General features: G+C 37.1%; 23 protein-coding genes and 2 pseudogenes. 5 read left to right on the forward strand and 20 right to left on the reverse strand.

What is annotated here, in order from left to right; all coding sequences use genetic code 11:
- The first annotated feature begins 1 nt into the window (after position 1).
- Entirely contained in the window at positions 2-595 is a 594-nt protein-coding gene (locus tag HX13_RS18875; RefSeq protein WP_050022333.1) for a nucleosidase, read from the forward strand.
- A 129-nt stretch (positions 596-724) separates the two neighbouring features.
- On the opposite strand, the gene HX13_RS23010 is transcribed toward HX13_RS18875, so the two are convergent.
- Together HX13_RS23010 and HX13_RS18880 are read right to left on the reverse strand one after the other, a co-directional pair.
- The gene (locus HX13_RS23010; RefSeq protein ID WP_202962933.1) at positions 725-1018 is read right to left on the reverse strand and encodes a hypothetical protein; all 294 of its coding nucleotides are present in this window, start codon (positions 1016-1018) and stop codon (positions 725-727) included.
- Positions 1019-1025: 7 nt separating this feature from the next.
- Positions 1026-1949: an IS5 family transposase gene (locus HX13_RS18880; RefSeq protein ID WP_202962934.1), complete on the reverse strand. Its 924-nt coding sequence runs from the start codon at positions 1947-1949 to the stop codon at positions 1026-1028.
- A gap of 319 nt (positions 1950-2268) precedes the next feature.
- On the opposite strand from HX13_RS18880, the gene HX13_RS18885 reads away from it, so the two are divergent.
- From HX13_RS18885 to HX13_RS18895, 3 genes are all read left to right on the forward strand, one after another.
- Positions 2269-2973 carry a toprim domain-containing protein gene (locus HX13_RS18885; RefSeq protein ID WP_050022334.1) on the forward strand — a complete coding sequence of 235 codons (705 nt, stop codon included), beginning with the start codon at positions 2269-2271 and terminating at the stop codon, positions 2971-2973.
- Positions 2974-3379: 406 nt separating this feature from the next.
- Positions 3380-4156: a hypothetical protein gene (locus HX13_RS18890; protein WP_050022335.1), complete on the forward strand. Its 777-nt coding sequence runs from the start codon at positions 3380-3382 to the stop codon at positions 4154-4156.
- An 11-nt stretch (positions 4157-4167) separates the two neighbouring features.
- The gene (locus tag HX13_RS18895; RefSeq protein WP_050022336.1) at positions 4168-4380 is read left to right on the forward strand and encodes a hypothetical protein; all 213 of its coding nucleotides are present in this window, start codon (positions 4168-4170) and stop codon (positions 4378-4380) included.
- Positions 4381-4456: 76 nt separating this feature from the next.
- On the opposite strand, the gene HX13_RS25755 is transcribed toward HX13_RS18895, so the two are convergent.
- From HX13_RS25755 to HX13_RS18930, 8 genes are all read right to left on the reverse strand, one after another.
- Complete coding sequence (locus HX13_RS25755) at positions 4457-4579, reverse strand: hypothetical protein (protein WP_262483579.1); 123 nt, start codon at positions 4577-4579, stop codon at positions 4457-4459.
- Between the two features lie 596 nt (positions 4580-5175).
- The gene (locus HX13_RS18900) at positions 5176-6648 is read right to left on the reverse strand and encodes a TonB-dependent siderophore receptor (protein WP_157837471.1); all 1473 of its coding nucleotides are present in this window, start codon (positions 6646-6648) and stop codon (positions 5176-5178) included.
- A 4-nt stretch (positions 6649-6652) separates the two neighbouring features.
- Complete coding sequence (locus HX13_RS18905) at positions 6653-7216, reverse strand: TonB-dependent siderophore receptor (RefSeq protein ID WP_050022338.1); 564 nt, start codon at positions 7214-7216, stop codon at positions 6653-6655.
- A gap of 148 nt (positions 7217-7364) precedes the next feature.
- On the reverse strand, positions 7365-7997 hold the full coding sequence (locus HX13_RS18910; RefSeq protein ID WP_050022339.1) for a DJ-1/PfpI family protein: 633 nt from the start codon (positions 7995-7997) through the stop codon (positions 7365-7367).
- 636 nt (positions 7998-8633) lie between these two features.
- Complete coding sequence (locus HX13_RS24905) at positions 8634-8819, reverse strand: hypothetical protein (RefSeq protein WP_238555509.1); 186 nt, start codon at positions 8817-8819, stop codon at positions 8634-8636.
- Complete coding sequence (locus HX13_RS18920) at positions 8800-9324, reverse strand: SCO family protein (protein ID WP_238555510.1); 525 nt, start codon at positions 9322-9324, stop codon at positions 8800-8802. The genes HX13_RS24905 and HX13_RS18920 overlap by 20 nt, the downstream gene beginning before the upstream one ends.
- Positions 9308-9562 (reverse strand): YHS domain-containing protein, encoded by a 255-nt coding sequence (locus HX13_RS18925; protein ID WP_238555511.1) that lies wholly within the window; start codon positions 9560-9562, stop codon positions 9308-9310. The genes HX13_RS18920 and HX13_RS18925 overlap by 17 nt, the downstream gene beginning before the upstream one ends.
- A 64-nt stretch (positions 9563-9626) precedes the next feature.
- Positions 9627-9989, reverse strand: coding sequence for a hypothetical protein (locus HX13_RS18930; RefSeq protein WP_050022342.1), 363 nt, complete (start codon positions 9987-9989; stop codon positions 9627-9629).
- A gap of 463 nt (positions 9990-10452) precedes the next feature.
- Here HX13_RS18930 and HX13_RS18935 point away from each other — a divergent pair, with 463 nt between their 5' ends.
- Positions 10453-11004: a hypothetical protein gene (locus tag HX13_RS18935; RefSeq protein WP_128572509.1), complete on the forward strand. Its 552-nt coding sequence runs from the start codon at positions 10453-10455 to the stop codon at positions 11002-11004.
- A 506-nt stretch (positions 11005-11510) separates the two neighbouring features.
- Here the strand turns inward: HX13_RS18935 and HX13_RS18940 are convergent.
- From HX13_RS18940 to HX13_RS18985, 10 genes and pseudogenes are all read right to left on the reverse strand, one after another.
- Positions 11511-13304 carry a heavy metal translocating P-type ATPase gene (locus HX13_RS18940; RefSeq protein WP_050022344.1) on the reverse strand — a complete coding sequence of 598 codons (1794 nt, stop codon included), beginning with the start codon at positions 13302-13304 and terminating at the stop codon, positions 11511-11513.
- A gap of 10 nt (positions 13305-13314) precedes the next feature.
- Positions 13315-14076: a phosphatase PAP2 family protein gene (locus HX13_RS18945; protein ID WP_050022345.1), complete on the reverse strand. Its 762-nt coding sequence runs from the start codon at positions 14074-14076 to the stop codon at positions 13315-13317.
- A complete protein-coding gene (locus HX13_RS18950; protein WP_050022346.1) occupies positions 14073-14549 on the reverse strand; it encodes a heme-binding domain-containing protein in 477 nt (158 codons plus the stop codon). The genes HX13_RS18945 and HX13_RS18950 overlap by 4 nt, the downstream gene beginning before the upstream one ends.
- A gap of 32 nt (positions 14550-14581) precedes the next feature.
- Complete coding sequence (locus HX13_RS18955) at positions 14582-15781, reverse strand: DUF3570 domain-containing protein (protein WP_050022347.1); 1200 nt, start codon at positions 15779-15781, stop codon at positions 14582-14584.
- Positions 15782-15820: 39 nt separating this feature from the next.
- The gene (locus tag HX13_RS18960; protein WP_050022348.1) at positions 15821-16051 is read right to left on the reverse strand and encodes a DUF4266 domain-containing protein; all 231 of its coding nucleotides are present in this window, start codon (positions 16049-16051) and stop codon (positions 15821-15823) included.
- Positions 16048-16974 carry an FAD:protein FMN transferase gene (locus HX13_RS18965; protein WP_050022349.1) on the reverse strand — a complete coding sequence of 309 codons (927 nt, stop codon included), beginning with the start codon at positions 16972-16974 and terminating at the stop codon, positions 16048-16050. Before HX13_RS18965 ends, HX13_RS18960 begins: the two co-directional genes overlap by 4 nt.
- A complete protein-coding gene (locus HX13_RS18970) occupies positions 16975-17424 on the reverse strand; it encodes a thioredoxin family protein (protein ID WP_050022350.1) in 450 nt (149 codons plus the stop codon).
- Positions 17425-17442: 18 nt separating this feature from the next.
- Positions 17443-18550, reverse strand: a pseudogene (locus HX13_RS18975) (efflux RND transporter periplasmic adaptor subunit).
- Positions 18551-18600: 50 nt separating this feature from the next.
- A pseudogene (locus HX13_RS18980) lies at positions 18601-22946 on the reverse strand (CusA/CzcA family heavy metal efflux RND transporter).
- 168 nt (positions 22947-23114) lie between these two features.
- Positions 23115-23375 carry a hypothetical protein gene (locus tag HX13_RS18985; RefSeq protein WP_050022351.1) on the reverse strand — a complete coding sequence of 87 codons (261 nt, stop codon included), beginning with the start codon at positions 23373-23375 and terminating at the stop codon, positions 23115-23117.
- Between the last annotated feature and the right edge of the window lie 738 nt (positions 23376-24113).

Raw genomic sequence — 24113 nt, forward strand, 5'->3', positions numbered from 1 at the left:
AATGACAATTAACGGAAAGCTTTACAGCAACATCCTTTTGGTTTTTGCTCTGGAATCAGAAGCCGGAAAAGAATTTGAAAATTACAATAAAGTCTTTGTTGGAATTGGAAAGATTAAAGCAACTTATAATTTGACGAAAGCAATTCAAAAAGTGAATCCGGATTTGATTATCAATCTAGGAACAGCTAGAAGTACAACTTTTGACCGAGGAAGTGTTGTTAATTGCAGTCGTTTTATTCAGAGAGATATGGATGTGAGAGCATTGGGTTTTAAGAAATTTGAGACGCCATTTTCTGATGAACCAATTCTTTTGGAATATGGAATTAAAACAAGGCATCTCCCGAACGGGATCTGCGGTTCCGGCGACCAATTCGAAATGGAACATAATAACCCCGAATACAACGTTATTGATATGGAAGCCTTTGCACTTGCGAAAGTCGCCGAGCAGGAACAAATCGATTTTCTATGTTTGAAATATATTTCTGATGGAGCAGACGGAAATGCTGCTGATGATTGGACACAAGAAGTCAAAAAAGCTTCAATCGCATTAAAAAGAGAACTAGATAGTCGTTCCTTAACAAAACCCACTATTTAATTTATTTTTAAAAACAGGATTAGAAAACAGCATAATTTGTATCTTACAAAATAAGAAAATAATTTTCTGTTTCAGTAGTTCCATCATTTTCTTCATGTTCCAAGCGGTTGCAGCTAGTAATGCATTGATTTATGGTCCCGTTTCTCCGATGAAGTAATTTTTTGCCAGCCTAAAATCGGTTTTTAAATGTCCGATGATAGGTTCTATTGCCGCTCTGGTTCTAAATTTTTTGCGCTTTGTCTGCTTTTGATAAGCAGTGTCTTTTTTTCTTGGAGTGCTTGGGATGGAGATTTTCACGCCCTTTATTTCTGATTTTCCTCTGCCACCTCTATCGTAAACGAGTTCTTTTGGGAGCTTTTGACCACCGGTTTCCATCTGTTCCAAAAGTGGTTCTATGGTGTGACCATCGTAAGGAGTTTGCAAAAATGCTTTAATCCCGAATGATTTTCTTGCCTTTGTTGGCGGTGGTTATCAAACCTACCTTATTCCCAAATTCATACTGGCTATGCGCTTTTCCTTTGGCAATACATCGGGTAAAAGGCTTGTGAATGCTGTAAATTTTATCGGCATCGTTTCTTTTTTGTGTGACAACCTTGGTGTACAATGTCATTAAATCTTTATAAAATTCTTGCTGTTCTGCATTAAAATTCCGTTGCAATTCACGAATCAGTCTCATGGCGATGGTTTTGAGCTGTCTTTGAAATTTCCTTGCCGCTTTTGCCCGCTTGGGATGTTTTCCGTTGTAGGTGTTGCGCACCATTTGTTCGCTGACTTTTGTGTAGCGTTGTCTTTGTTTTATGCCTTCATTTCCGGCTATTTTGTTGCAATAATCGATCACTTTTTTGCACAATTTTGCATCGGTAGGAAAAGAGGTATTATTCTCCTGAACGGTAGTATCGGACAAAACAAAATTTGAGGTGTTCGTCTTGGCATCGTGCATTCTTACGCTGTAGGCAAAGATTTTTTCGATACCTTTTTCGCCAATTCTTTTTCGGAAATGAACAAAATTACTCGGGTCACAAGGAAATTCGTGTTCAAAGAAAACCCTGCCACAAAAATACTGCATATAAGGATTCATGATCCAGGCTTTTTCCAACGTCTCATCACCCAAATTATACAAATGTTTCAGTAGCAAACAACCCACCATAAACCGAATCGGATGGCTCGGATTGCCCACTTTGGAATACAAGGGCGAAAATTCTTTCTCAAAATAATTCCAATCTATTTTTTCTGAAAGTAGAACAAGTTCATGCTCGTGGTCAAAAAATCCACCAACATTGGGCGGAATAATTCTGGCTTCTTTTCTGGATTTTTCCCCAACATATTTGCAAGGTTTTAAAGCTCTAAGATACAAATTCTTGAAATAAAAAACAAGCTATTTTAAACCCAAAATACTAATAATCAGTAAATTATAGGTGGTTTAAGGAGAGACTAGATAGTCTAATAAATAAAGGTTACAAAATTGCTGTCTTTAAGTTAACAGATAACAAAAAAACTAAAATTTTAAAATTATTAATAAAAAAAGTTAGAATATATAAACAAAAAAGCACCTAAATCAGCACCCATAAAAACAAAACCCTGTAAATTAATAACTTGCAGGGTTTTTTGTGGAGTTGGAGGTAACAATACCGATTTTATGCAAAAATATCTGAATGCTTCCGTAAAAAAAAGTTTTGGAATGGGCAGAAAAGCAGAATTTTTCTTCTTTTCAACCGCAAAACAAATTAGAAAAGAAAGCTCAGCATAATTATGAAATCGAAGAAATCAGGGAACTCGAAAATGAAAATCTGAAAGAGTATCTGCATAGCAGAGGGCTTTCGCAAATTATTTATCCGTTGGTTAAGGAAGTGTATTTCAGACTGGGAGAAAAAAAGCTTTATGCCATCGGATTTGAAAACCTTTCTCGAGGTTGGGAACTGCGAAATTCGTTTTATAAAGGTTCTCTTCTGAAAAAGGATATTTCAGTCATCAATCTTAGCAATGACAATCCCTCATTGAAAAAGAGAAATGTTGTGGTTTTTGAAGGATTCATGGATGATCTGTCTTTTGTTGAAATGAAGCGATTTTATACGGGAGATATTTTAATAATGAATTCCATTGCCTTATTAAATACTACAAAAGAAAAGTTGAAAAATTACTCAGAAATCAATTTGTTTTTGGATAATGATAAAGCTGGTGAAAAATGCCGAGATATAATTCTTAAAAGTTTTCCGGCTGCGAGAGATCTTTCCAGTATTTATGCGAAACACAAAGATTTGAATGAGTATCTACAACATGGAATTCAAACAGAAAAAGAGGAACAAAACCATCAACGGGAACAAAAAATTATTCAGGAAGAAGAACGGAAACCCAATCCGATTTACCAAAGGAAACGCTGATGGTGCGTGCTCATATTTTTACCAACTACCCGCAGAAGTTAGGAGCTCATTCGCAACTTTGAAGGTCGATGCTCACCCAACAAAGTTGCTTCTTCGCTCTGCGAGGCTTTAAACTGAGTAAAATTGATACAGATGGAAATAAAATCCGATTGAAATTACATCAATATTTCTAAAACCAATTTCTACACTCAGTTAATTCTTTGACATGTATTGGAATACTACAACTAAATCAAAAACATGTATGTCTTTAATACAGGTTCTTCCAAAACCTGTATCAACGTGATACAGGTTGCTCACAGAGGTGAGTAAATAAACTACAGGTTTCAATAAGTAGCGCATTATATAATTCTACAAAAATACATGGATGTAAAAACATAAAAATTCAAAAGCACAAATCCATATTGATATGAAGACTTCTATTAATTTCAAGGCAGCAAAATCCGATTCTGAAATCCATAACTTCAGGAAGAAATCTTTTGATTATATCCGTAAGGATTTAACACCTAACAATGAATATTGGCAGGAGCAAAAGATAGCAGATCGTCTTCAAAAGATTGAAGCCTACTGCAAGGAAAAATCCGGGCGTAAACTTCAAAAGAATGCAATGCCAGTAAGAGAAGCTGTTGTGGTGATTAAAGAAAATACAACAATGCAGGATTTGCATAATTTATCAAAGCGGTTGGAAGAAGAATTGAAAATAAGAATTTTCCAGATTGCCATTCACAAAGATGAAGGACATTATGACAAAGATACCAAAGAATGGAAACCCAATCATCACGCCCACTTGGTAGCAGACTGGCAGGATTTGAAAACAGGGAAAACCTTAAAACATCAATCTTTTCATTATTCCAAAATGCAGGATTTGGCAGCTGAATCTTTGGAAATGGAAAGAGGGAGATCAGGATCTCAGGCGAGGCTAGAAGCTATTGAATATAAAATTAAAATGAAAAAAGAAGATCTAAGAATTCTGGAAGAAAGAGGAACTGAAATAATAGCAGCCATTGAATCCAACGAGTCTGAAAAGCTTCTTGTAAAAGAGTCTGATTTCTTAGGCATTCATAGAATCAAAACGGATAAAACCATTGAAAACTTCAAAAAGCACTCAAAGCCAACAGCATTAAACTTCTTAAAAACAAAACAGAGCTGGAATCTCAGGCAAAACAAATTTCAGAACTCATACTGAAGAATGAAGGTTTGAGAAAGGAAATCCAAACAGCCGGAATCAAAAACGCCACACTACTGACCAATCTGAACGTTTTTGCTGTTGAAAAGAAAAAATATCTGGATTCTGTAATCAATGTCATTGAGAAAACCATTAGGAATGAACGTTTGAAAGTGTCTTTTTATGATCGATTAAAATCTAAAGATTTTAAAATTACTGATGAAATTGGAAATATTTGTGAATAAGTATCAAAAGAAAATAATATTCCTTTTTCTGCTTTTGAAGAGGTTTTTAAGGATGCGAATAATACGGCTCGCTTTTTTACATTAATGAGGTTTGAAGAACAGCGACAAAATTTAAAAAGCCTATCTGAAGATATTGATAAGGAAGAAAACAACCGAAATAGGTTAAGGCGATAATCTCTTCCAACTTTTTTTTCTTCACTTTATAAAATCTGTTGGGTGGATGCTGTTGATTTCTTGAAAAGGTCTGAGAAATTCTGACGATAATCTATACCAGATCCATCTGCTAATCTCTGTAATTTCATTGAAGATAATCAGGATTTACAAACAGCTGTTTTATAATGTAATTAGTACGCAATGTAGAAATATACTTATTAAAATTCATCTTTTTAGTGTCATTGATAAACTGTTATAAGTAAGAGGTATTCGTATCTAATTTCAATTAATAGTGACAATGAAAATCATTTTTTAGTATATTCAGTTGTATTTCAAAATATTTTAATCTGGTTTGTAGATTAAGAAAAACATTTTTACTTAACATTAATTTTGTATAAAAGGCTAGTTTGCAAATTTGAATTCTGACATTTTTTAATTTATGTTAATATATATGATTGTCCGTTTAAAGACCTAAAGTCATTCAAGAAAATTTTATGTTGTGTTGAAATTACCCAAACTAAATTATTACCATTGTCATTTCAGAATTTAGTTTTGCAATTTTTAGCTATAAGTAAGCTTTAGGCTATTAAAAGGACAATCATTTTATTCTATTTATTATTTAATACAAAACCTATAATTAATTTATATTTTCACAGTAATACTCGCCATCACTCTTCTCAATATTCCAGGTGTAAACGTACCGTAACCGCCGTAATAGTATTTTTTATTTCCGAGGTTTTCAGCATTAACGCTGAAGCGATAATGAGGCTGGTCGTAAAAAATATTGGCATTGAACAGCGTATATTCGTTGGTATAAAATTGTCCGTTAGTTGTGTTGTTAATCAGATAATTTTTACCGTTGAAATTTCCGCCAAAACCAATTCCCAGTCCTTTCAGTATTGTTGTTACAAAGGTGTAGGAAGTATACCAGTTTACTGCATTTTTAGCTCCCGAATTGACTGGACGACGTCCATTAACCGTTTCCGCTGCATCGGTATATTTGCTGTCGTTGTATGCCCATCCTGCTTTCAGAAAAAGTCCGCCTATCGGGCTGGAAACCAAATCAAGTTCCACTCCTTTGCTGTACTGGTTGCCTTCCTGTACAGTGTATGTTGGCTGATCGACATCTGCACGAAGTGTGTTTTTTACACGAATGTCATAATAGCTCAAAGTGGCGGTAAGTTTATTTTTAAACAAATCTGTTTTGATTCCAAACTCAGACTGATTGGCATATTGTGGTTTGAAAACCGAAACGGAGCCATCCGGTTGTGTAACCGGTGCTACATTTTGAAAGCCATTGTTATAGTTGGCAAATACCGACAATTGTTTAGGTGAAATTTCGTACACTACACCTAATTTTGGAGAAAAAGAATTTTGATTATAATTTCCGCTGGTTACACCAGTCGCAATATTTGTAGAACCATCATTGAAGTAACGCTCCAATCTTGCACTTAACATTACAGAAAGTCGTTCAATAGGATTGATAACATCCGAAACATATATGCCGACGGTATTCTGAACAGATTTTGTGGATGTTGAACGATATCCGGAAAGCATCTGGTCAATTAAAAAAGGATTGATGGTATTGTAGTTTGTGTTCGTTCCCAAAATATTCAGTTCGTCAAATACAGGTCTTCCGCCACGTCCGCTCAATGTATTGCTTTCTGAATTATTGACAATTCTGTAATAGTCGATTCCTGTAACCAAACGGTTTCTAACCGAACCTATTTTAAAATCGCCGATGAAATTTTGCTGAATCTGAATAGTGTTAGTTTTCGATGTCGGATAATTGAATACCTTCCGCTGAATAACGGCATCCCCTGATTTAATTCCAAAAGTTAGATAATTTCCTGTGTTGGAAGTATAACCATTTACAACGTTGGTTTCCATTTTCCACTTGTCAGAAAGTTGATAATTGATTTTCCCATAGAAATTCCTTGCCGGATCTTTGAGCTTGATGGAATTGTTGGAATATGATTTTTTATAATCTATATTCAATTCTTCCGGAGTTGAGGCCCAGCCAGATGTTCCGCTTTGTATTGGGCCTACTGGTGAAAACTGAGATTGTGAAGTTCCTTCTCTTTCATAAATTTCTGCTTCTAAAGAAATCGTCATTCTATCATTTACTTGATACTGAAAGCCTGGAGCAATAAAAGTGCTTTTTAAAAAAACCAGCATCCTGGAAAGAGCCATCGTTGGTATGAGAAGCGTTCAATCTGAAAAGTGCTGTTTTCTCTTTGTTTAAAGGAAGATTGACATCTGCCGTAAAACGGCTCAAATCATAACTTCCGAATTGATAGCCGACAGTAATCTGTCTTTCAGCAAACGGTTTTTTGGTAACACGGTTAATCATTCCGCCAAATGAAACAGAAGTTGAGCCGAAAAGTGTTCCTACAGGTCCTTTCACTACATCCACCTGTTCTATGTTTACGGGATCCATATCCGAAGCGGCATAACTTACCATACCGTTTCTAATGTAATTTCTTACCGTAAATCCTCTTGAAGTATAATAAGGCGAAACCGAAGCCCAGTTTCTTGCAATTCCCGGAATATTTCTCAGAATATCCGGAAAGTTGGTAATCCCTTGCTGCTCGATTACCAAATGGTTGACAGTGTTGATAACCTGAGGATTTTCAATATTCTTTAAAGGGAGTTTGGATGCGGTTTCGCTGGACGTGTCCAATGCTTTTCTTTCGGCAGTAATGACAACTTCCTGCAGATTTTGAGTGTTAATAGAATCTTTGTGTTGGGCGTTTTATATGAGTAGTAACAGCAAGCGCTGCTATGGATAATATGATTTTATTCATTTTGGTTGTTTAAAAATTAAAAATTTATTTTTCGCTTTTGTACCGCATTCCGTTAGGAGCAACAGGCCATTTTTCATTTTCTGAGTAGTTGTATTGCAAGGCACGGTTAATCATTCCCTGAATCATTTTTCCGCTGTGCAGTCCTACAATATACAATGCAGCATCGATACCGGAAGTAACACCGGAAGAGGTGATGACTTTTCCTTGATCCACATACCTTACATTCCGTATCAGTTGAATTTTTGGATATTGCTCCTCAAAATCGTCCGCCACAAAAAAATGAGTGGTGGCCTTTTTCCCGTTGAGTATTTCTGCATTTGCCAAAAGATAGGAGGCTGTACATACGGAAACGATCTTGGTTTTCGGATCTGCATTTTCCTGTTGAAGGAAAGTTTTAAGTGTGTTATCCTTCATCAAGTTTTTGATAACAGGCATGCTTGCTCCAGGAATAAGAATATAATCAGCTTTCGGGAAATTATTCAATGAATAATCTGTAGTGATTTTCAACAGATCGTTTTCGGTAAGAATGTCCTTGGACTTCAAACTAACTGTGAAAGTTTTGTATTTCCCCTTGGTTAAGCTTTGCGCTTTGGAAAACACTTCCATGGGGCCTGCAAAATCTTCAAGAACAATGTTATCATATAAAAAGAACCGCAATCGATACTGTATCTTGTTGTACCGTTTGGGAAAGAGTGTTCATTTTTTGCTGATGATTTGATTTTGAAACTTGAGCATAATTCATCAGTCCAATGTTACGACAAGATGAAACGGAGAATAAAAGGATTGCTGCAAATAGTAGCGATAAGAATTTATATATTTTCATTTTTTTAATATTTAAGTTTTTGTTTAAATGATGAATTAATACGTGTAGTTTCTGCAGAGCATTGTGCTCAACAGAAATACATAATAACCGTATAAAAAACTTAAATAATTGGTGGTCTGAAAATGTGTTTCAGAAAGAGATAAGAGTATTCTCTTGTGTAAATGTATAATGAATTGCCTGTAAATTCTTTTGTTATCATTTTCACTTCCGAAACTATGGAAGGAAGATAAAAATCGAGAACTTTTTGTGTTTGATTTTTTGTTTTCGATAAAGGAGAGGAATCTTCCTGTGAAGATTTTGCAAGTTCTTTACTCAAATAACACTTCCCGTTACAATGCAATTCAGGTTTGGTTTTGTTAATACAAAGAGTGGTTGAAATGTATTCATAATTTACAGCATAATCCATCAAGGGCACTAAAGGTTTTAGCACCACATATAAAGCGAGAAATATGTTGAGGATATGTTTCACACTACTTTTTCAGAAGTTTTTGTATATCTTTCATCAGTTTTTCTCTATCAGGATGGTATTTTCCTCTTAGGTCTGTATTTTTACCTTTGGAATCAGAATAATTAAGTCCAGAATAGTAGAGTATCGGAGCATTGTTCTCGTTATACCTGCAACGAATATTACCTTCTTTATCTACCAAAGCAATCATTCCGCTGTGATTGAGACTTTCTGCTTCGTCTTTTTTTATCGCCGACATAAATATTGAACTTATCTGCAATTTTTCCAATATAGTCTCTGTTTCCTGTAAGAAAATGCCAATTGGGAGAAGTTGCTCCAACAAGTTTTGCATGTTGTTTTAATACTTGTGAGGTGTCGTTTTCCGGATCAATAGAAATAGAAATAATTCCAAAATTAGGGTTGTTGATTTCGTCCTGAATGTATTTCATATTCTGATTCATTATCGGGCAAATCGTTGGACAACGGCTATAGAAAAACTCAACGAGATACACTTTTCCTAACATATCTTTATTGGATATTTTTATATCATTTTGGTCGGTAAGTTCAAAATCGGGAACTTTCATTACTGTGAATAAACTCTTCTTAAAATAAGAAAATCCAAAACCGATTGATACAAAAAGTAATGCGAAAATGACGATAGGAACAATGATTTTGTTTTTCGAATAATTCTGCTTCTTCTTATTTATTTTGGGCATATTTTGCAGGATTTTTTTTAAATTCTTTTTTACAATGATCACTACAGAATCCGTATGTTTTTCCTTTGAAAACAGCTGTGTCTTTAAGATATTCTGCTGTTTTCATCTGACAAATCGGGTCCAAAGCATTTACGACTTTTATACCTTTCAGATCTGTTTTAGGAGTCATCTGTTTTACCTGTTTTACTTTTGGTGTTTCTTGTGCGCACGAAATTGTTGATGCAAGTAGCACCAACATAAAATGTTTTTTCATTTTATGAGATAATTTAATTAATAATGAAGTGAAAAATCTGTATTATTAATTAGACTAAAGGTGGGTGAAAAATAGAAGAATTTAAATCAAAGAAATAAAAAGAAGGAATGTAATGTTTTACAACCTGTCTTGTTGATTTCACTTGTGAATTTACAATTACCAAAACATCTTTTATTAAAAAAGTGTCTATATGAATTGTTGATTTTGGAGTTTCTGATTTGGATGTGTTATCCGTGTTTTTAGCTATTTCTTTTGTGAGATAACATTTCCCGTTACATAATAATTCAGGTTTGCTTTTATTTTCACATAATTCTTTAGAAATATAATCATACCTAATTGCATAATCAATCATTGGCACTAAAGGTTTTAGTACCATAAAGAATACAAAAAATATACTTAAGAAATGTCTCATTTAATTTTGAAGTAACAAATTTAAAAAAAATAATTGAAAAATTTTATTTAATATGTTGGACAATAATTTTACAGTAGAGTGCTTTGTTCAATTAAAAAATATTAGCACCTATATTAGTACTTATAAATATAAACCACTGTAAATGAATCACTTACAGTGGTTTTTGCAGAGATATTCTGTCATCTTCAAAATCAATTCTTTCAAAAATATTTTCATGTCTTTGATAAAGAAGCATTTTCAGAGAATCAATAACACTTCCCTGGCAACTGTCAAAATTTTTATAAAAATCTATAATTATCTTTCTTTAAAGTTTCGTACTAACGTGTATATAAATCTTTGTAATAATCTTATATCGTCTGTGATTATTTCAGCTTGTCCCATAAGATTATTAGGTGTGATTTTTTTTATTGTAACTAGTAATAGTGTATATATTATCTATTTTTTGAAATTAAAAAATGCAAGCGTGTATAAGCTCACAGCCTTCGCACCAAATACGACGGGAATACCATATGAGAAAAGCGGGGATTCCAGAACGATGGAGATCATGAAGCAGCTTTTCGATATTGGAAGTCTTTTGGAACCTGTTAATGATATAAGCATTATTGGCAAGACTTTCGATGTTTTTGCTAAAACAGAGATTGGTTACAGAAAATGTGAAACCGATGCAAATGGGGTCCTTGACGATATTTACGATACGGCACTTCATATTTGCTCACGTGGGGAAAAAGGGAAGGGAGATTTTAAAGCACTTTCAGCAGGTATCAAGCAGGTGAAAAGATTTATATTTTCTGAAAGTTATCATATTGACAGAGCCATTACCGATGCGGCAAAAGCCGCCTATTTAGCAACTGTGCTGAAGTATAAAGTAGAGAAACTTGAAAAATATCAAGGTTTGGAAAGTATAAAAGAACTGGTAATCGATCAGGAGTTTGATTCCAAGCTCAATAAACTGAAAAAGGGGAATCCGGAAGCCTTCTTTTACTGGTACCAGATCTCACTTATAAGAACAGCATAATAATCAAACTACCAGCAGTAAAGCTGTAGTTGAGCTTGAGAAAAAAGAGATTACTAAATTAGAGCAGAAAACACCTAACATAAATAATGTATTTAATTAACAATGGTACAAACGAGCTATACAAACAACTTTTCGAAATTGCGTATTCAGGTAGTAATAACGTCCTAAATATGATTTCTCATTTTGAAGAGGATCTTATCGGGCAGAGGCGACTATTTATCCGCGGTTTACCGAGTATTCGCTGGAATACTACAAATTTCACGCTTATATTGCAATGGGATTTATAGGTTGTTTCATGAAAATTGCAATTAAATATATGGAGATAGTTATCAATATGAGGAATCTAAGAAGTCCTTCGTTTGACCAGAGAACAGCATCCCTCACCCAAGTGGATTTTTATACACAATGTACTTCTGATTCCTAATTCAAAAATTTTACTCCTTTAAAATTATACAATTGATCTCCTGAAAAAATTTCAGATATTTCTTTATAATATTTATCAAAAACTAAGTCCTGTCCTTCAAAGCCCTTAATGCCGAAGTAATGGAAATCACATCCACCACTTCCTGTAATCCGGCTCCAATCAATGCCGGTAAAACACCGAAAGCGGCAATCAGCATCAATACGGTGCAAACTGCAATACCAATAAACACGGACTGGCGGGCAATCTTCATTGTTTCCCTAGATATGATGACAGTGTCACTTACTTTTTCCAGATTGTCTTTCAAAATCACCACATCCGCAGAATCACTGGCAGCGCTGGATCCTTTGGCTCCCATTGCAATTCCCACATCAGCAACAGTTAAAGATGGCGCATCATTAACGCCATCTCCTACCATTACAATCGGGCGAAATTCATCACTTGCATTTTTTAGGATTTTCAGTTTATCTTCCGGCAAACATCCGAAATGCACTTCCGGAATGCCTATTTCTTTAGCTATTGTTTCAGAAATATTTTGTTTATCACCGGTAATCATCATGATTTTACGAATACCCATTTTCATTAATTGAGCAATGGTCTGCCGGGCTTCCGGACGGACTTCATCGGAAAACGTTATTTCTCCGGCATATCTGCCTTCAACCGAAACAAACAAAGAGGTCTGTTCTGATTTTAGCTGAATCTGCTGATCTGTAACAAAATCCAGTTTCCCTACTTTTACCCATTGGTCGTTTACCTTTCCCTCAATGCCTTTTCCTTCAACTTCTTTTAAATCTGTTGCCAGAGGAATATTTTTGGAGCCAATATGTTTCATTACAGACACTGCCAGAACGTGAGAGGATTGCTGTTCCACGCTGGCTACCAAATCTATCAGTTCTTCTTTGCAATAAAGATTTTCAGGTATTATTTCATCAACGGCGAGATCTCCTTTGGTTAAAGTACCTGTTTTATCAAACGCAATGGCTCTCATCTTGTCCAACTTTTCGATGACTGTTCCGGACTTAATCACAACACCATTCCTGCTGGACCTGCTCATTCCTGAAATCAGGGCGATAGGTGCAGCGAGAATGAGCGGACAGGGCGAAGCCACCACTAAAACTTCGGCTATACGATTGGGATCCTTGGTAATCATATAGGAAATTCCGGCTATAAGAAACGCTACAATGGTAAATGGAAGGGCATAGCGGTCTGCCATTCTCACAAAATGTGCGGGCTCTTTTTCAGAATTATGAACCAACAGCACAAGCTGCTGATACTGGCTGTCTTTGGCGAGTTTTGATACCTGAATAAGGACCGCCCCTGAGCCGTTTACCGAACCTGACCATAGACCTTCCCCTTTCAATTTGGCAGCGGGTTTTGATTCCCCCGTAAGTGAAGACTCATCCAACAGCACATTATCGCTGAGAAGAATACCATCAACCGGCACAATTTCCTTTGGTTTTACGATGATGATATCACCGATTTTTATATCATCCACAGAAATATCAGTCAGATCATCTCCAATTTTTTTATGGGCAATTCTCGGTGTGTTATCAAGCAGTGATTTTAAATCTTTCCTGGCTTTTTTCTGGGCATAATCTTCCAGAGAATCACCGCCGGTAATCATAATGAGAATGATAAGTGCTGCCCAGTAATTTCCGACAGCCAATGTTGCGGCAATAGCAGAAATAGCCAAAATATCAACCCCGAAATTCCCGGAACGAAGCACGTCAATCATCCCTTTCAGAAGGATGACAGACATAATAATTCCGGTAGCAGTAATTAGAGTTTTTGCACAATAGGACTCCTTCAGGATAAATTCGAGAAAAAGAGCCACCAATGCGATACTGAGAACGATAATAAATTTATTAATGCTTTTCATTGATTTTTTTTTAAAAGTTTAAAGAAAGACCTACACCCAGTGTTTTACTTTGATAATAAGGATAAACAAGAACGGTATTTCCAGATTCATTTTTTGAAAATATTTTGCTTACCTTCGGAAACAACCAATAAGCGGCTTCGGTGGAGAGAATACCTATGCCGGCTCCGGCAACCACATCACCTACCCAATGTTTGTCGTTCAGAGTTCTGTAAACGCCGGTAAACAAAGCAAAAGGATAACCGATTAAACTCAACCAAAAATGATCTTCCTGATATTCCCGAAACATAAACTGCGCAGTTGCAAAAGCAAAAGCGGTATGCCCGGAAGGAAAGGAAAGACTGTTAGAACCATCCGGCCGTTCTTCTTTTACCAGATGTTTGGTGGGGAGCACAACCGCACTGGAGATCAGAAGCGAGGTTCCCAGAATGATGCTCCGGTCTTTCAGGTTATGCTTCCCCTTGATTCCGGAAAAATTAAGTCCGTACACCAAAACAGCCGGCACAAACTGGGTATAATTGTCCAGCTTTATATGGTCGGGTTTATGCTCACTGATCTCATATTGTGTCGATTTATTCAGTTGCTTCAAATCATCAGAAGTTAAGCTTAAAATTCCGTAACCGATAAAAACCGAAGGAACAATCAGTTTTTTATATCCAAATTGATAGACCGATAATGAATCTGCAATGGGCTTCTTATCCTCCTGAAAAACGGATTTTTGTGCTTCACTCCATTGGAAAAAGCAAAGCATTGTCAATAAAATGATTCTTTTCATTGTAACGAAATTTCTTTATTGACCTGACCTTTCATCGATTTTACCCAGACTTGGATGATAGACTTTTGCTCTGCGGACAATTTCGCGTTGGTGTGAATGACGGTATAACTGCTTAACGGCATTTCATCAGCATTTACCGTTTCTGCAACTTCATCTAATTTCTTCAGTTTTTTATCATTCGGATACGTACCAAATTCATCAAAATTCAAATGTCTTTTCCCGTCATTGATATGATTGGCCAGCCACCATTTTACCGGCTGAACCTTACTGTACCAAGGATAAACGGTATTGTTGGAATGGCAGTCATAGCAACTGGTTTTTAAAATCTGCCGCACATTTTGAGGCACAGAATATTTTTTTTCTATGGAATTTTCAGAAGTTTCAGCTGTCTTATTGGGATTTACGTCAAAAAACTGTATCGCAATAAAGATGATCAATATGATTGGAATGCTTATTTTTTTTATGGATTTCATAATTTTTGATTTTAATTAATTTCTAATTTTTTTTATTTGAAACGGATGTTGAGTGATATAATATCTGATTTCATTCCGACCGATTTGGTGTAATGACCATACCTCAGTTCCAGCATATTGAACCATTCGATACCGAAAAGACCGTTGGGAAGGTTAAACCGGACTCCAGCACCATAAAAATTACTATGGAAGGTGGATAAATCATAATTGCTCGTATAGAAATCGTCAAACGCAGTATGTTTTTCATAAGGTGCAAAATATTTCGTTCCTGTTTGCGTATAATAGCGGTAAAACGGACTTACGGAAACAAAGGGTGAAATTTTCACCGGCGTTTCTACATTAATAGTATGTGATTTCAGTCCCCAATCATCCGTATAATATCGGTAATACGATCTGAGAATAACTTTATCCCCAAAAAAATAATTGGCCCGAAATCCTAAAGGAAGCTTAAATCTTTTATCCGGCAAATTTTCCTGATGAACAGAGCCATCCGACAAATAAACCCGATGGAATGGCAAACTCAAATAGCCTGTCTGCTGCACTGCATCTGCCAAAAATTCAATCTGAAAATTCGGATTGATGATCTGAGAATACGCCAGAGAAAGTGCATAGGTATTTCTTCCGCTTGAACCGTAATTGTCGTGTTCTTTGCCAGTATTGGCAGGATTATAATTGGTTCGCAATTCGATTGGGGCAATCAGCTTTACCTGATCCAGATACGCCTGAAATCTTGCCGTAAATTCTCCCATCTTATTTTTGGTTTTCTGGGCAAATCCTATATTAGCTCCAATGGATTGGTAATCAAATTCTGCGGAATAAGAAATCCCACCCAAAAGTGTACTCCCTTTTTCTTCATTTTCCCGGCTCCAGCCGATGGAAGGATAAACTCTTGTATCGGCGTGGGAAGCGGAAGAATTGGCTTTCAGGTCGATCATATCCGAAGAAGCGGATGTATAATGGTCGATACCGACATCTAAGCTGAACTTATTTTTGCGTCCTTTTTTGTCGTATTTTACCAAAACCACATCGATGGAATTGGAAATATCAGAAAGCTTTTCTGTCCCGATCCCGCCTGTTACCGCTGAATTATTCCCGTTTTGGTTGTAATAGCTCGAGACCAGATTGGCTTCTTCAAAACTTAATGTTCTGGATTTTTCATTAATTGCTTTATCTTGTGCTTTGGCATACCACAATCCGAATAATGCGGCGATGCTTATTAATACTTTTTTCATGTTTTAAAAGAATAGATGATACTAAAAGATTTTATAAAATCAATTGCAACCACAACCACCACCTACTTTTCCGGCATTGGCACCGGAAGAACCTTCGCGGTAAGACTGGAAGTTGAGTTCTGTTTTTTCAATCGGTCGGTTTCCTAAAACCATTTCGGCGTCGTTCAGTTTATTCTTTTCGTATTCTTTTACCGTTGTACAAGAAAAAATGCTGGAAAGCAAAACAATCGTTGCTATTCCGAGGTATATTTTTTGAAATTGATGTTTCATTTGAAGTTGATGTTTTTAGATGAATAAATGTGGTTTTCGTCATCAATAATGATGCATTCCACCTGCTGAATTTGGTTAATCATTCCGATTCCTTTTTCAATCCCCATAATGGTAACGGGCGTTGCCAAAGCATCGGCAATTTCTGCATTCGGACAAATAATGGTCACGCTTTTAATCCCGGTAACCGGCATTCCTGTTTTGGGATTGATGGTGTGCGAATATTTTTTCCCGCCAATACTTACAAATTTTTCGTAATTCCCCGAAGTTGCTACCGCCATATCTGCAATGTTCATATAAGAAAACGGTAATCTGGCATTATCAGGATTGGCAATCCCTATCGTCCAGGGTTTCCCGTCGGCCTGATTTCCCCAGGTTGTTAAATCTCCCGAAGCATTCACGACGCCAGATTTTACACCTCTATTTAGCAACAATCGTTTCCCCATTTCTGCAGCATATCCTTTCCCAATGCCGCCAAAACCAATACGCATTCCTTTTTCTTTCAGAAAAACCGTAGAATCTTCCCGATTCAGCAAAATATTGTGGTAATTGACGAGTTTTAAATGTTCCTTTATCATTTCCGGATCAGGAAGTTCCTTCATTTCGCGGTCGAAATTCCAAAACTTCCTGTCAATACTTCCGTAGGAAATATCAAAATAACCATCGGTAATTTTACTGATGCGCAAGCTGCGTTCAATAAGATTAAAAACTTCCGGATCTACTTTTACAGGTTTCATTCCTGCATTTTGGTTGATTTGGTTGGTCTGGCTTTCTTCCCGAAACGTGGTGAGCAAATTTTCGATACGTTGGATCTCCAAAACGGCAGCCTCCAGATGTTCTTTGGCCACAGTTTCATTGGTATCTACCACCGTAATTTCAAATTGGTTGCCCATCAGTCTTTGAGTTTTTCGGAACTCTTTCATCATTTAATTCTTAAATATTTTTTGATATTCCGTCCGAATTTCACTCGTAAAAGAAGCTGCATTTTCTGAAGGAAGCCCATCCCAAGTTTTCAATATCTTTCCGTTTTCATCCAATAAAAGGGTGTACGGAAATGCGCCGTTTGGATTATACTTGTCAGCCAAAGCAGCATTCTCTTTTTTAATGGCAGCAGTGGGCTGATTTTTCTTATTTCTCGGGAAATCCGCATTCAGATAGACCACAACGTGCTCCGTAATTAATTTTTGAAAAGTTTCCGTCTCGATGATATTTTTGTGCAGTTTGATACACGGAATACACCAATCCGAACCTGAAAAATTCAGGATAATGAGTTGATGGTTTTCTTTGGCTTGTTGTTGAGCCGTTTCCAATCGGGTTTGTGCGTTTGCTGTGAGCGAAAATAAAGCGATCAGCAGTGTGGCAAATATTGTTTTCATACGATTTGATTTTAATTGTTATTCTTCATCCTCACTGGTATTTTTCAGCTTCATCAGAAGCGTGTACGCGTTTTTTGGTCACGATTTTCTTCCCTTTAAAATCCTGAAAATTCAGAATCTGTATAAAACCGTTTTCGGATTCGTTGGTGGTAACCGGAACCATTTTGTAGGTTTGTTTTTTCTCTTCAACAAAAACATAGCTTTTACCTTCAAAATCTACCACACTTTCCTCTGGGACAGCATTCGAAAAAGAGGTTTCGGTCTCGACTTCCGCATTCATATACATTCCCGGAATCAGTTCGGGATGGTATTTTTCAAAATGACAATGGACATCAGCAATTCCGTTTCCGTCCAGATCTTTGCCTGTGAGGAGAATTTCGCCATCATATTTTTTGTCCGGATTGATATTGCTGTAAGCCACAATCCGCTGTCCTGTTTTCAGCATCGCAAGGTCTTTTTCATAGACTTTGAGATTGAGATGAATATCCGCAGGATTGATGAGTTCAAACAAAACATCGGAAGGATTGACGTATTTCCCAATATTCACATTCACTTTGCTTACAAAACCATTGATGCTGCTGTAAACTGGCACACTTTTACGGATATTTCCGGCTGTTACGCTTCCTGCATTGATGTTCACCAGCTGCAGTTGCTGCGCAATGGCATTCATAATAATTTGCTGGCTGTTCATCTCCGATTGTGCCATCTGCATCACCTTATCGCTGCTTGCCTGGCTTTGGTTGAGCTTTTTTTGGCGGTTATAATCCAGCTGTGCAAAATGATATTTGGATTTTGCCATCAGGTAATCCTGCTGCAGCTGTACAAACTGGGGGTTTTCAATCACGGCAATCACTTGTCCCTTGGAAACTTTCATTCCCGGGAGTAGTCCGGTACTTTTCAGGTAACCGCCCAAAGGTATGCTTACGGAAACGAGATTTTGTGGCGGAACGTCAATTTTTCCGTTTAATTTAAGAACGGTCGAGATGGATTGCATCGAAAGTTCTGTGGTTTCTATCGGCGCATTCCGGAGTTGGGCATCGGTTAAGCTAACGGTATTTTCGTCTTTCGGTGTTCCGGTTTTTGTAGCTGTTTCCTCTTTCTGCTGGCATTGGATTGCCGAAAACATCGACAACAAAACCAAAATCCATTGATATTTTATTTTTAAAGTCTTCATTTTTATTGATTTAAAGTGAGGTATTGAAGCTCGATTGCGCTTTCGTTCAGTTTCAAAAGAGCATCCGTGTAATTGCTTTTGAGGGCAAGCGTTTGGTTGATGAGCATGACAAATTCCAGATAATTGATTTCCCCATTCAAGAATTGTTTCTGAGCTGTTTCGGTAATGATTTCTGCATTTTTCAGCTCCGAAGACTCGTAACGGTTTACAATTTCCAGGTTGGTTTGATAAATTTGCCGGAGTTGCGCTACTTTTTTATTCAAAGAAAATTCGGTATTTATCCTATCATTTTCGGCAATATTTTCCGCCATTTTAGAAGCTTCAATTCTGGCTTTTTGCCCGCCCGAAAAAATCGGAACAGAAATACCTAACATAACCGAATGAAATTGTGGTGTCGCATTGTAGAGTTTATCGTCTGCTCCGGTTCCTTTGAATGAATTAAGATTGTACGCCAATTGAAGCCCGGGAAGCAATCTGGACTTTTCGACTTCCGTTTGTTTTTCAGCAACCGTTTTCTGCTGTTCCAACATTTTCAGTAAAGGATGTGAAGAAATTTCTGGATTTGAAAGATTAGTTTTGGATGTTTCCAAAGGAAGATATTCAACATCAGAATTAAGCAACCACTGCAACTGCAATTGAAGCGTTTTGACTTCCTGCTGAATTTGTTTTAACTGAATATCAATCGCCGATTTCTGGTTGGACGCTGTTGCTTTTTCCAGAACGTTGCTTTCTCCGGCTTTTAAACGAAGGCTTGCCTTCTCCAGAAAATTAGAATATAATTGTAAGGCTTCATTCAGCAATTTTTCCTTTTCTTTCCAATACACCAATTGAAAATAAGTCTGGCTTACCAATTTTTTCAATTCAAATTCTTTCAGAGAAACATTTAACTGGCTTTTTTTCCATTCTTCGGTATACAGATTTTTCTGTTTTTTATAGACCGTCGGAAAAGCAATGCTTTGCGAAACCCCGAATTTCATATCCTTATAGGCACTGTTGATTTGTCCGTAATCCGCGCTAACCGAGGTTTGCGGAATATCGGCAGTGGATGTTTTTATCAGTGCTTTGGCAAAATCCGAACGCAGCTTTTCGTTTTTCAGATTCCGGTTATTCTGAACCGCAAGATTAATAGCTTCATCCAGAGAAATCGTAGTTTGCGCATTGAGTTTCACGCTTCCAATCATTAGGATGAATATTAAAATCGGCGTGATAGTTTTAGTTTTTGGTTTTTTCATCTTGAATCCATTTTCGATATTGATGTACAAAAGCGGCAAAACAAACAGTGTGAGAAAGGTTGCGAGGATTAGTCCGCCAATGACTACCGTTGCCAAAGGCCTTTGTACTTCTGCTCCTGCCCCATTGCTGACTGCCATCGGGATAAAGCCAAGCGATGCCACACAAGCCGTCATCAGAACCGGGCGCAAACGGCTTTCGCCACCATCTACCACAATTCTTACGATATTTCTGATTCCTGATTTGTGAAGCCGGTTAAATTCTGAAATCAGGACAATCCCATTGAGAACCGCAACACCGAACAGGGCGATAAATCCGACTGCTGCACTGATACTGAAAGGCATTCCTCTCGCATTCAGCAGAAAAACGCCGCCAATAATGGAAAGCGGAATAGCGGTATAAATCAGCAGGCTTTCTTTGATGGATTTAAAAGCCAGAAACAGCAGCACGAAAATCAATGCTAAAGCCAGCGGGACTGCGACCATCAGCCGTTGTTTGGCATTGTTGAGATTTTCAAACGAACCACCATAGGTCATAGAATAACCTGCAGGTAATTTAATTTGTTTGTCCACTTTTTGTTGCAATTCTTCCACAATGCTTTGCACATCCCGGTTTTTGATGTTAAACCCGACCACAATTCTGCGTTGTGCATTTTCCCGCTGAATCTGGTTCGGACCTTGTACAACATCAACCTTGGCAAGCTGGTTCAAAGGAATCTGATTGCCTGCGGGCGTTGGGACAAGAAGATTTCTAATATCATTGATGTTTTTCCGGTCATTGGAATTAAGCCGAACCACCATATCAAAAACGTTTTTTCACCTTCAAAAACCAAACCTGTGCTTTGTCCTGCAAAAGCCGTATTGATGATACGATTGACATCCGCCACAGAAAGATGATACTGGGCAATGGCAGGGCGATTGTATTCCACCACCACTTGTGGAAGCCCGGAAACCGGCTCTATATAAAGGTTTTGCGTTCCTTTTACAGTTTCGATGATTTTACCGAGTTTATTGGCATTTTGTACCAAAGAATCCAGGTTATCACCGAAAATTTTGATGACCACATCTTGTCTGGCTCCTGTCATCAGCTCATTAAACCGCATGGCTACCGGATATTGGAAACCAACCGTAATACCGGGAACATCTTCCAGGGCTTTGGACATTTTTTCCGACAATTCAGGGAAAGTTTTGGCAGAAGTCCATTCTTTTTTGTCTTTCAGAATGACCATCATATCCGAAGCATCCATCGGCATTGGGTCGGTAGGGACTTCTCCACTTCCGATTTTGGTCACCACTTTTTCCACTTCCGGAAAGCGGGTTTTCAGGATATGAGCGGCTTTTTGGGTGCTTTCAATCGTAGTCGTCAGATTACTTCCCGGTAAAACCCTTGTATCTACTGCAAAATCACCTTCTTCCAGGGACGGGATAAATTCGCCTCCCATTCTGCTCATTAAAATAATGGCCGCAATGAAAAGAACAGAGATAACGGCAAAAATCGTTTTCGGAATTTTGATGACTTTCAGCAATGTTTTTACATAAACCCCTTCAATTTTTTTCATCATCCTGTCCGAAAAGGAAGGTTTTAAGCTTCGTTTTTTCAATAAAACCGAACTCATCATCGGAATATAAGTAAGCGAAAGCAGGAACGCTCCAAGCAAAGCAAAAGCGACGGTTTCTGCCATTGGGCGAAACATTTTCCCTTCGATTCCCTGTAATGTGAGAATAGGAATGTACACGATAAAAATGATAATTTGTCCGAAAACGGCACTGTTCATCATTCTTCCGGCAGATTCTGTAACCATACCATCCATTTCTTCTGTGGGAATTTTTGCCAGATTCCTGAATTTTTTATTGAGCATCAACTGATGTAAAACCGATTCTACAATGATGACCGCTCCATCGATAATCAATCCAAAATCCAGTGCTCCCAAGCTCATCAGATTTCCACTTACGCCGAAAAGATTCATCATACAAATAGCAAAAAGCATCGCCAACGGAATAACTGATGCCACTAAAAGCCCGGCTCGGAAATTTCCAAGAAATAAAACCAGCACAAAAACAACAATTAAAGCGCCTTCCAAAAGATTTCTTTCTACGGTGCTGATGGCGTTGTTTACCATTTTGGTACGGTCTAGGAATGGCTCAAGGACCACACCTTCGGGAAGCGTTTTCTGGATTTCCGCTACCTTAGTTTTGACATCTTTGATCACCTGGCTGCTGTTAGCACCTTTCAGCATCATCACCACCGCTCCGGAAACTTCACCATTATCGTTATAAGTCATCGCACCGTAACGGGTGGCGTAACCTGTTTTTACATCTGCGACATCCCGTATAAAAAGCGGAACATCATTATTTTTATTGGTAATGGAAATATTTTGAATGTCTTCTATATTACCAACCAAACCTTCGCTTCGGATATACAAAACAGTGGGTCCTTTTTCGATATAAGCGCCGCCTGTATTTTGATTGTTGGCATTGAGCGCATCAAAAACATCGTTGATGGTAATTCCATAAGCGTTAAGTTTATCAGGGTTTACAGCAATTTCATATTGTTTGAGCTTTCCTCCGAAACTGCTGACTTCCGCCACGCCTTTTACCTGAAGCAATTGCCTGCGGACAATCCAGTCCTGAATGGTTCTGAGTTCTGTAATGTTATATTTTTGTTCGTAACCTTTTTTAGGACGGACAACATATTGGTAAATTTCACCCAAACCTGTGGAAATAGGTCCCAATTGTGGATTTCCGATCCCTTGGGGAATTTCTGACTGTACCTGCTGCAATCGTTCTGCAACCTGTTGTCTTGCCCAATAGACATCTACGCCATCGTCAAAAACAATGGTCACAAGCGAAAGTCCAAATCGGGAAAAACTACGAATTTCTTTCAGTCCGGCAATATTGGAATTGGCCTGCTCGATGGGAAACGTAACCAACCGTTCTATATCTGTTGCGCCAAAAGACGGCGCAATGGTAATAACCTGCACCTGATTGTTGGTAATATCCGGCACGGCATCTATCGGCAACTTTGTTACCTGATAAGAGCCTACACCAATCAAACCAAGAATCAGTAATGCTATAATGAGTTTGTTCTTTACAGAAAACTCAATGATTTTTGTAAGCATATTTAATTCTGTTAATCGTAAAAAATAATTGAATGTGATTTTATAACTGCCAATGAATTATTGACAGAAAACCCGACACCTAAAAAAATGTATAGATGCTGCTTTCCGAATTTTTTCAAAAACAGTAATATCAGATGAATGAACACACCTGAAAAAAATCAAAAAAGATTAACAGAATTTCGGAGGCTGCCAGATGGCATTGATGATCTCCCCGCTCAAATATGCATCATTGTATGAAGCAATTTTCCGTTTAACGACGGGTAAATTATGATTTTCAATTTCAAACCATACCGCAGAACCCGGGGTAAAAACAATGGTTAAAAAATCATGATGGCTAATAAAAGGCAATTTCTGATCCTGTTCGTAATCATCATCATGCGGATGATTTTGCAAATGATTCCCTGCATAGTGAAGCTTCAGAAAATCCAAAACAGATATATTGGAATTTTTAGCTTTATGTTCAAAAAAAGTGTTCTACCAAAACGGGAAATTTCAGCAACTGGTAAAGCTCTGTTGTAGCACAGAGATATAAGGAAATTAATATGACCGCCAAAAACTTTTTCACTTTACAAAGGTATTAATAATCAGGTATTTTTTTATAATACCTTCTTTATTTATAATATTTCCAAACAAGTAAAATATTGTTAAAAGTATTACTGATTTCATTCCAATAAACTGTTCTCCCATAGAGGAAGATTATGGAGGTAAATAGACCGAATATCATTTTGAAATTGATGGTGGTCCTAGATTCAGTTACACATAATTTTTTTATGCTGATATTAAAAAACAGTAGAAACTGTTCCAACAAACAATACCAAAAGTAATAGTTTTGTATTCCATTCTGATTATGAAACTCAGAATTTCCTAATGGATGAGAAAACATCAAAATGGTAATGCTAGAGTACAATAAAGTATTTAATCGACCAATAGTTTTGGTATTATATCCCGACCAGACCAAAAGAAAACATTATCTGTAAATTACCTTTATAGAAATATTGATTAGCAATGCTTCCATTTATATTTAAAGGACATAAAAAATGCATCGAAAAAAGTAATAGCTGCACCTACAACCTAAACAGAGTTTTGAATTTCACCTTTAAACCAAAAGCAATCGTAAAAATAATTGATCAAAGAACATGATAAAAAGCTTTTTGTCGGCTACCAATT

Source organism: Chryseobacterium sp. P1-3 (assembly GCF_000738495.1).
Classification (GTDB): Bacteria; Bacteroidota; Bacteroidia; order Flavobacteriales; family Weeksellaceae; genus Chryseobacterium; species Chryseobacterium gallinarum.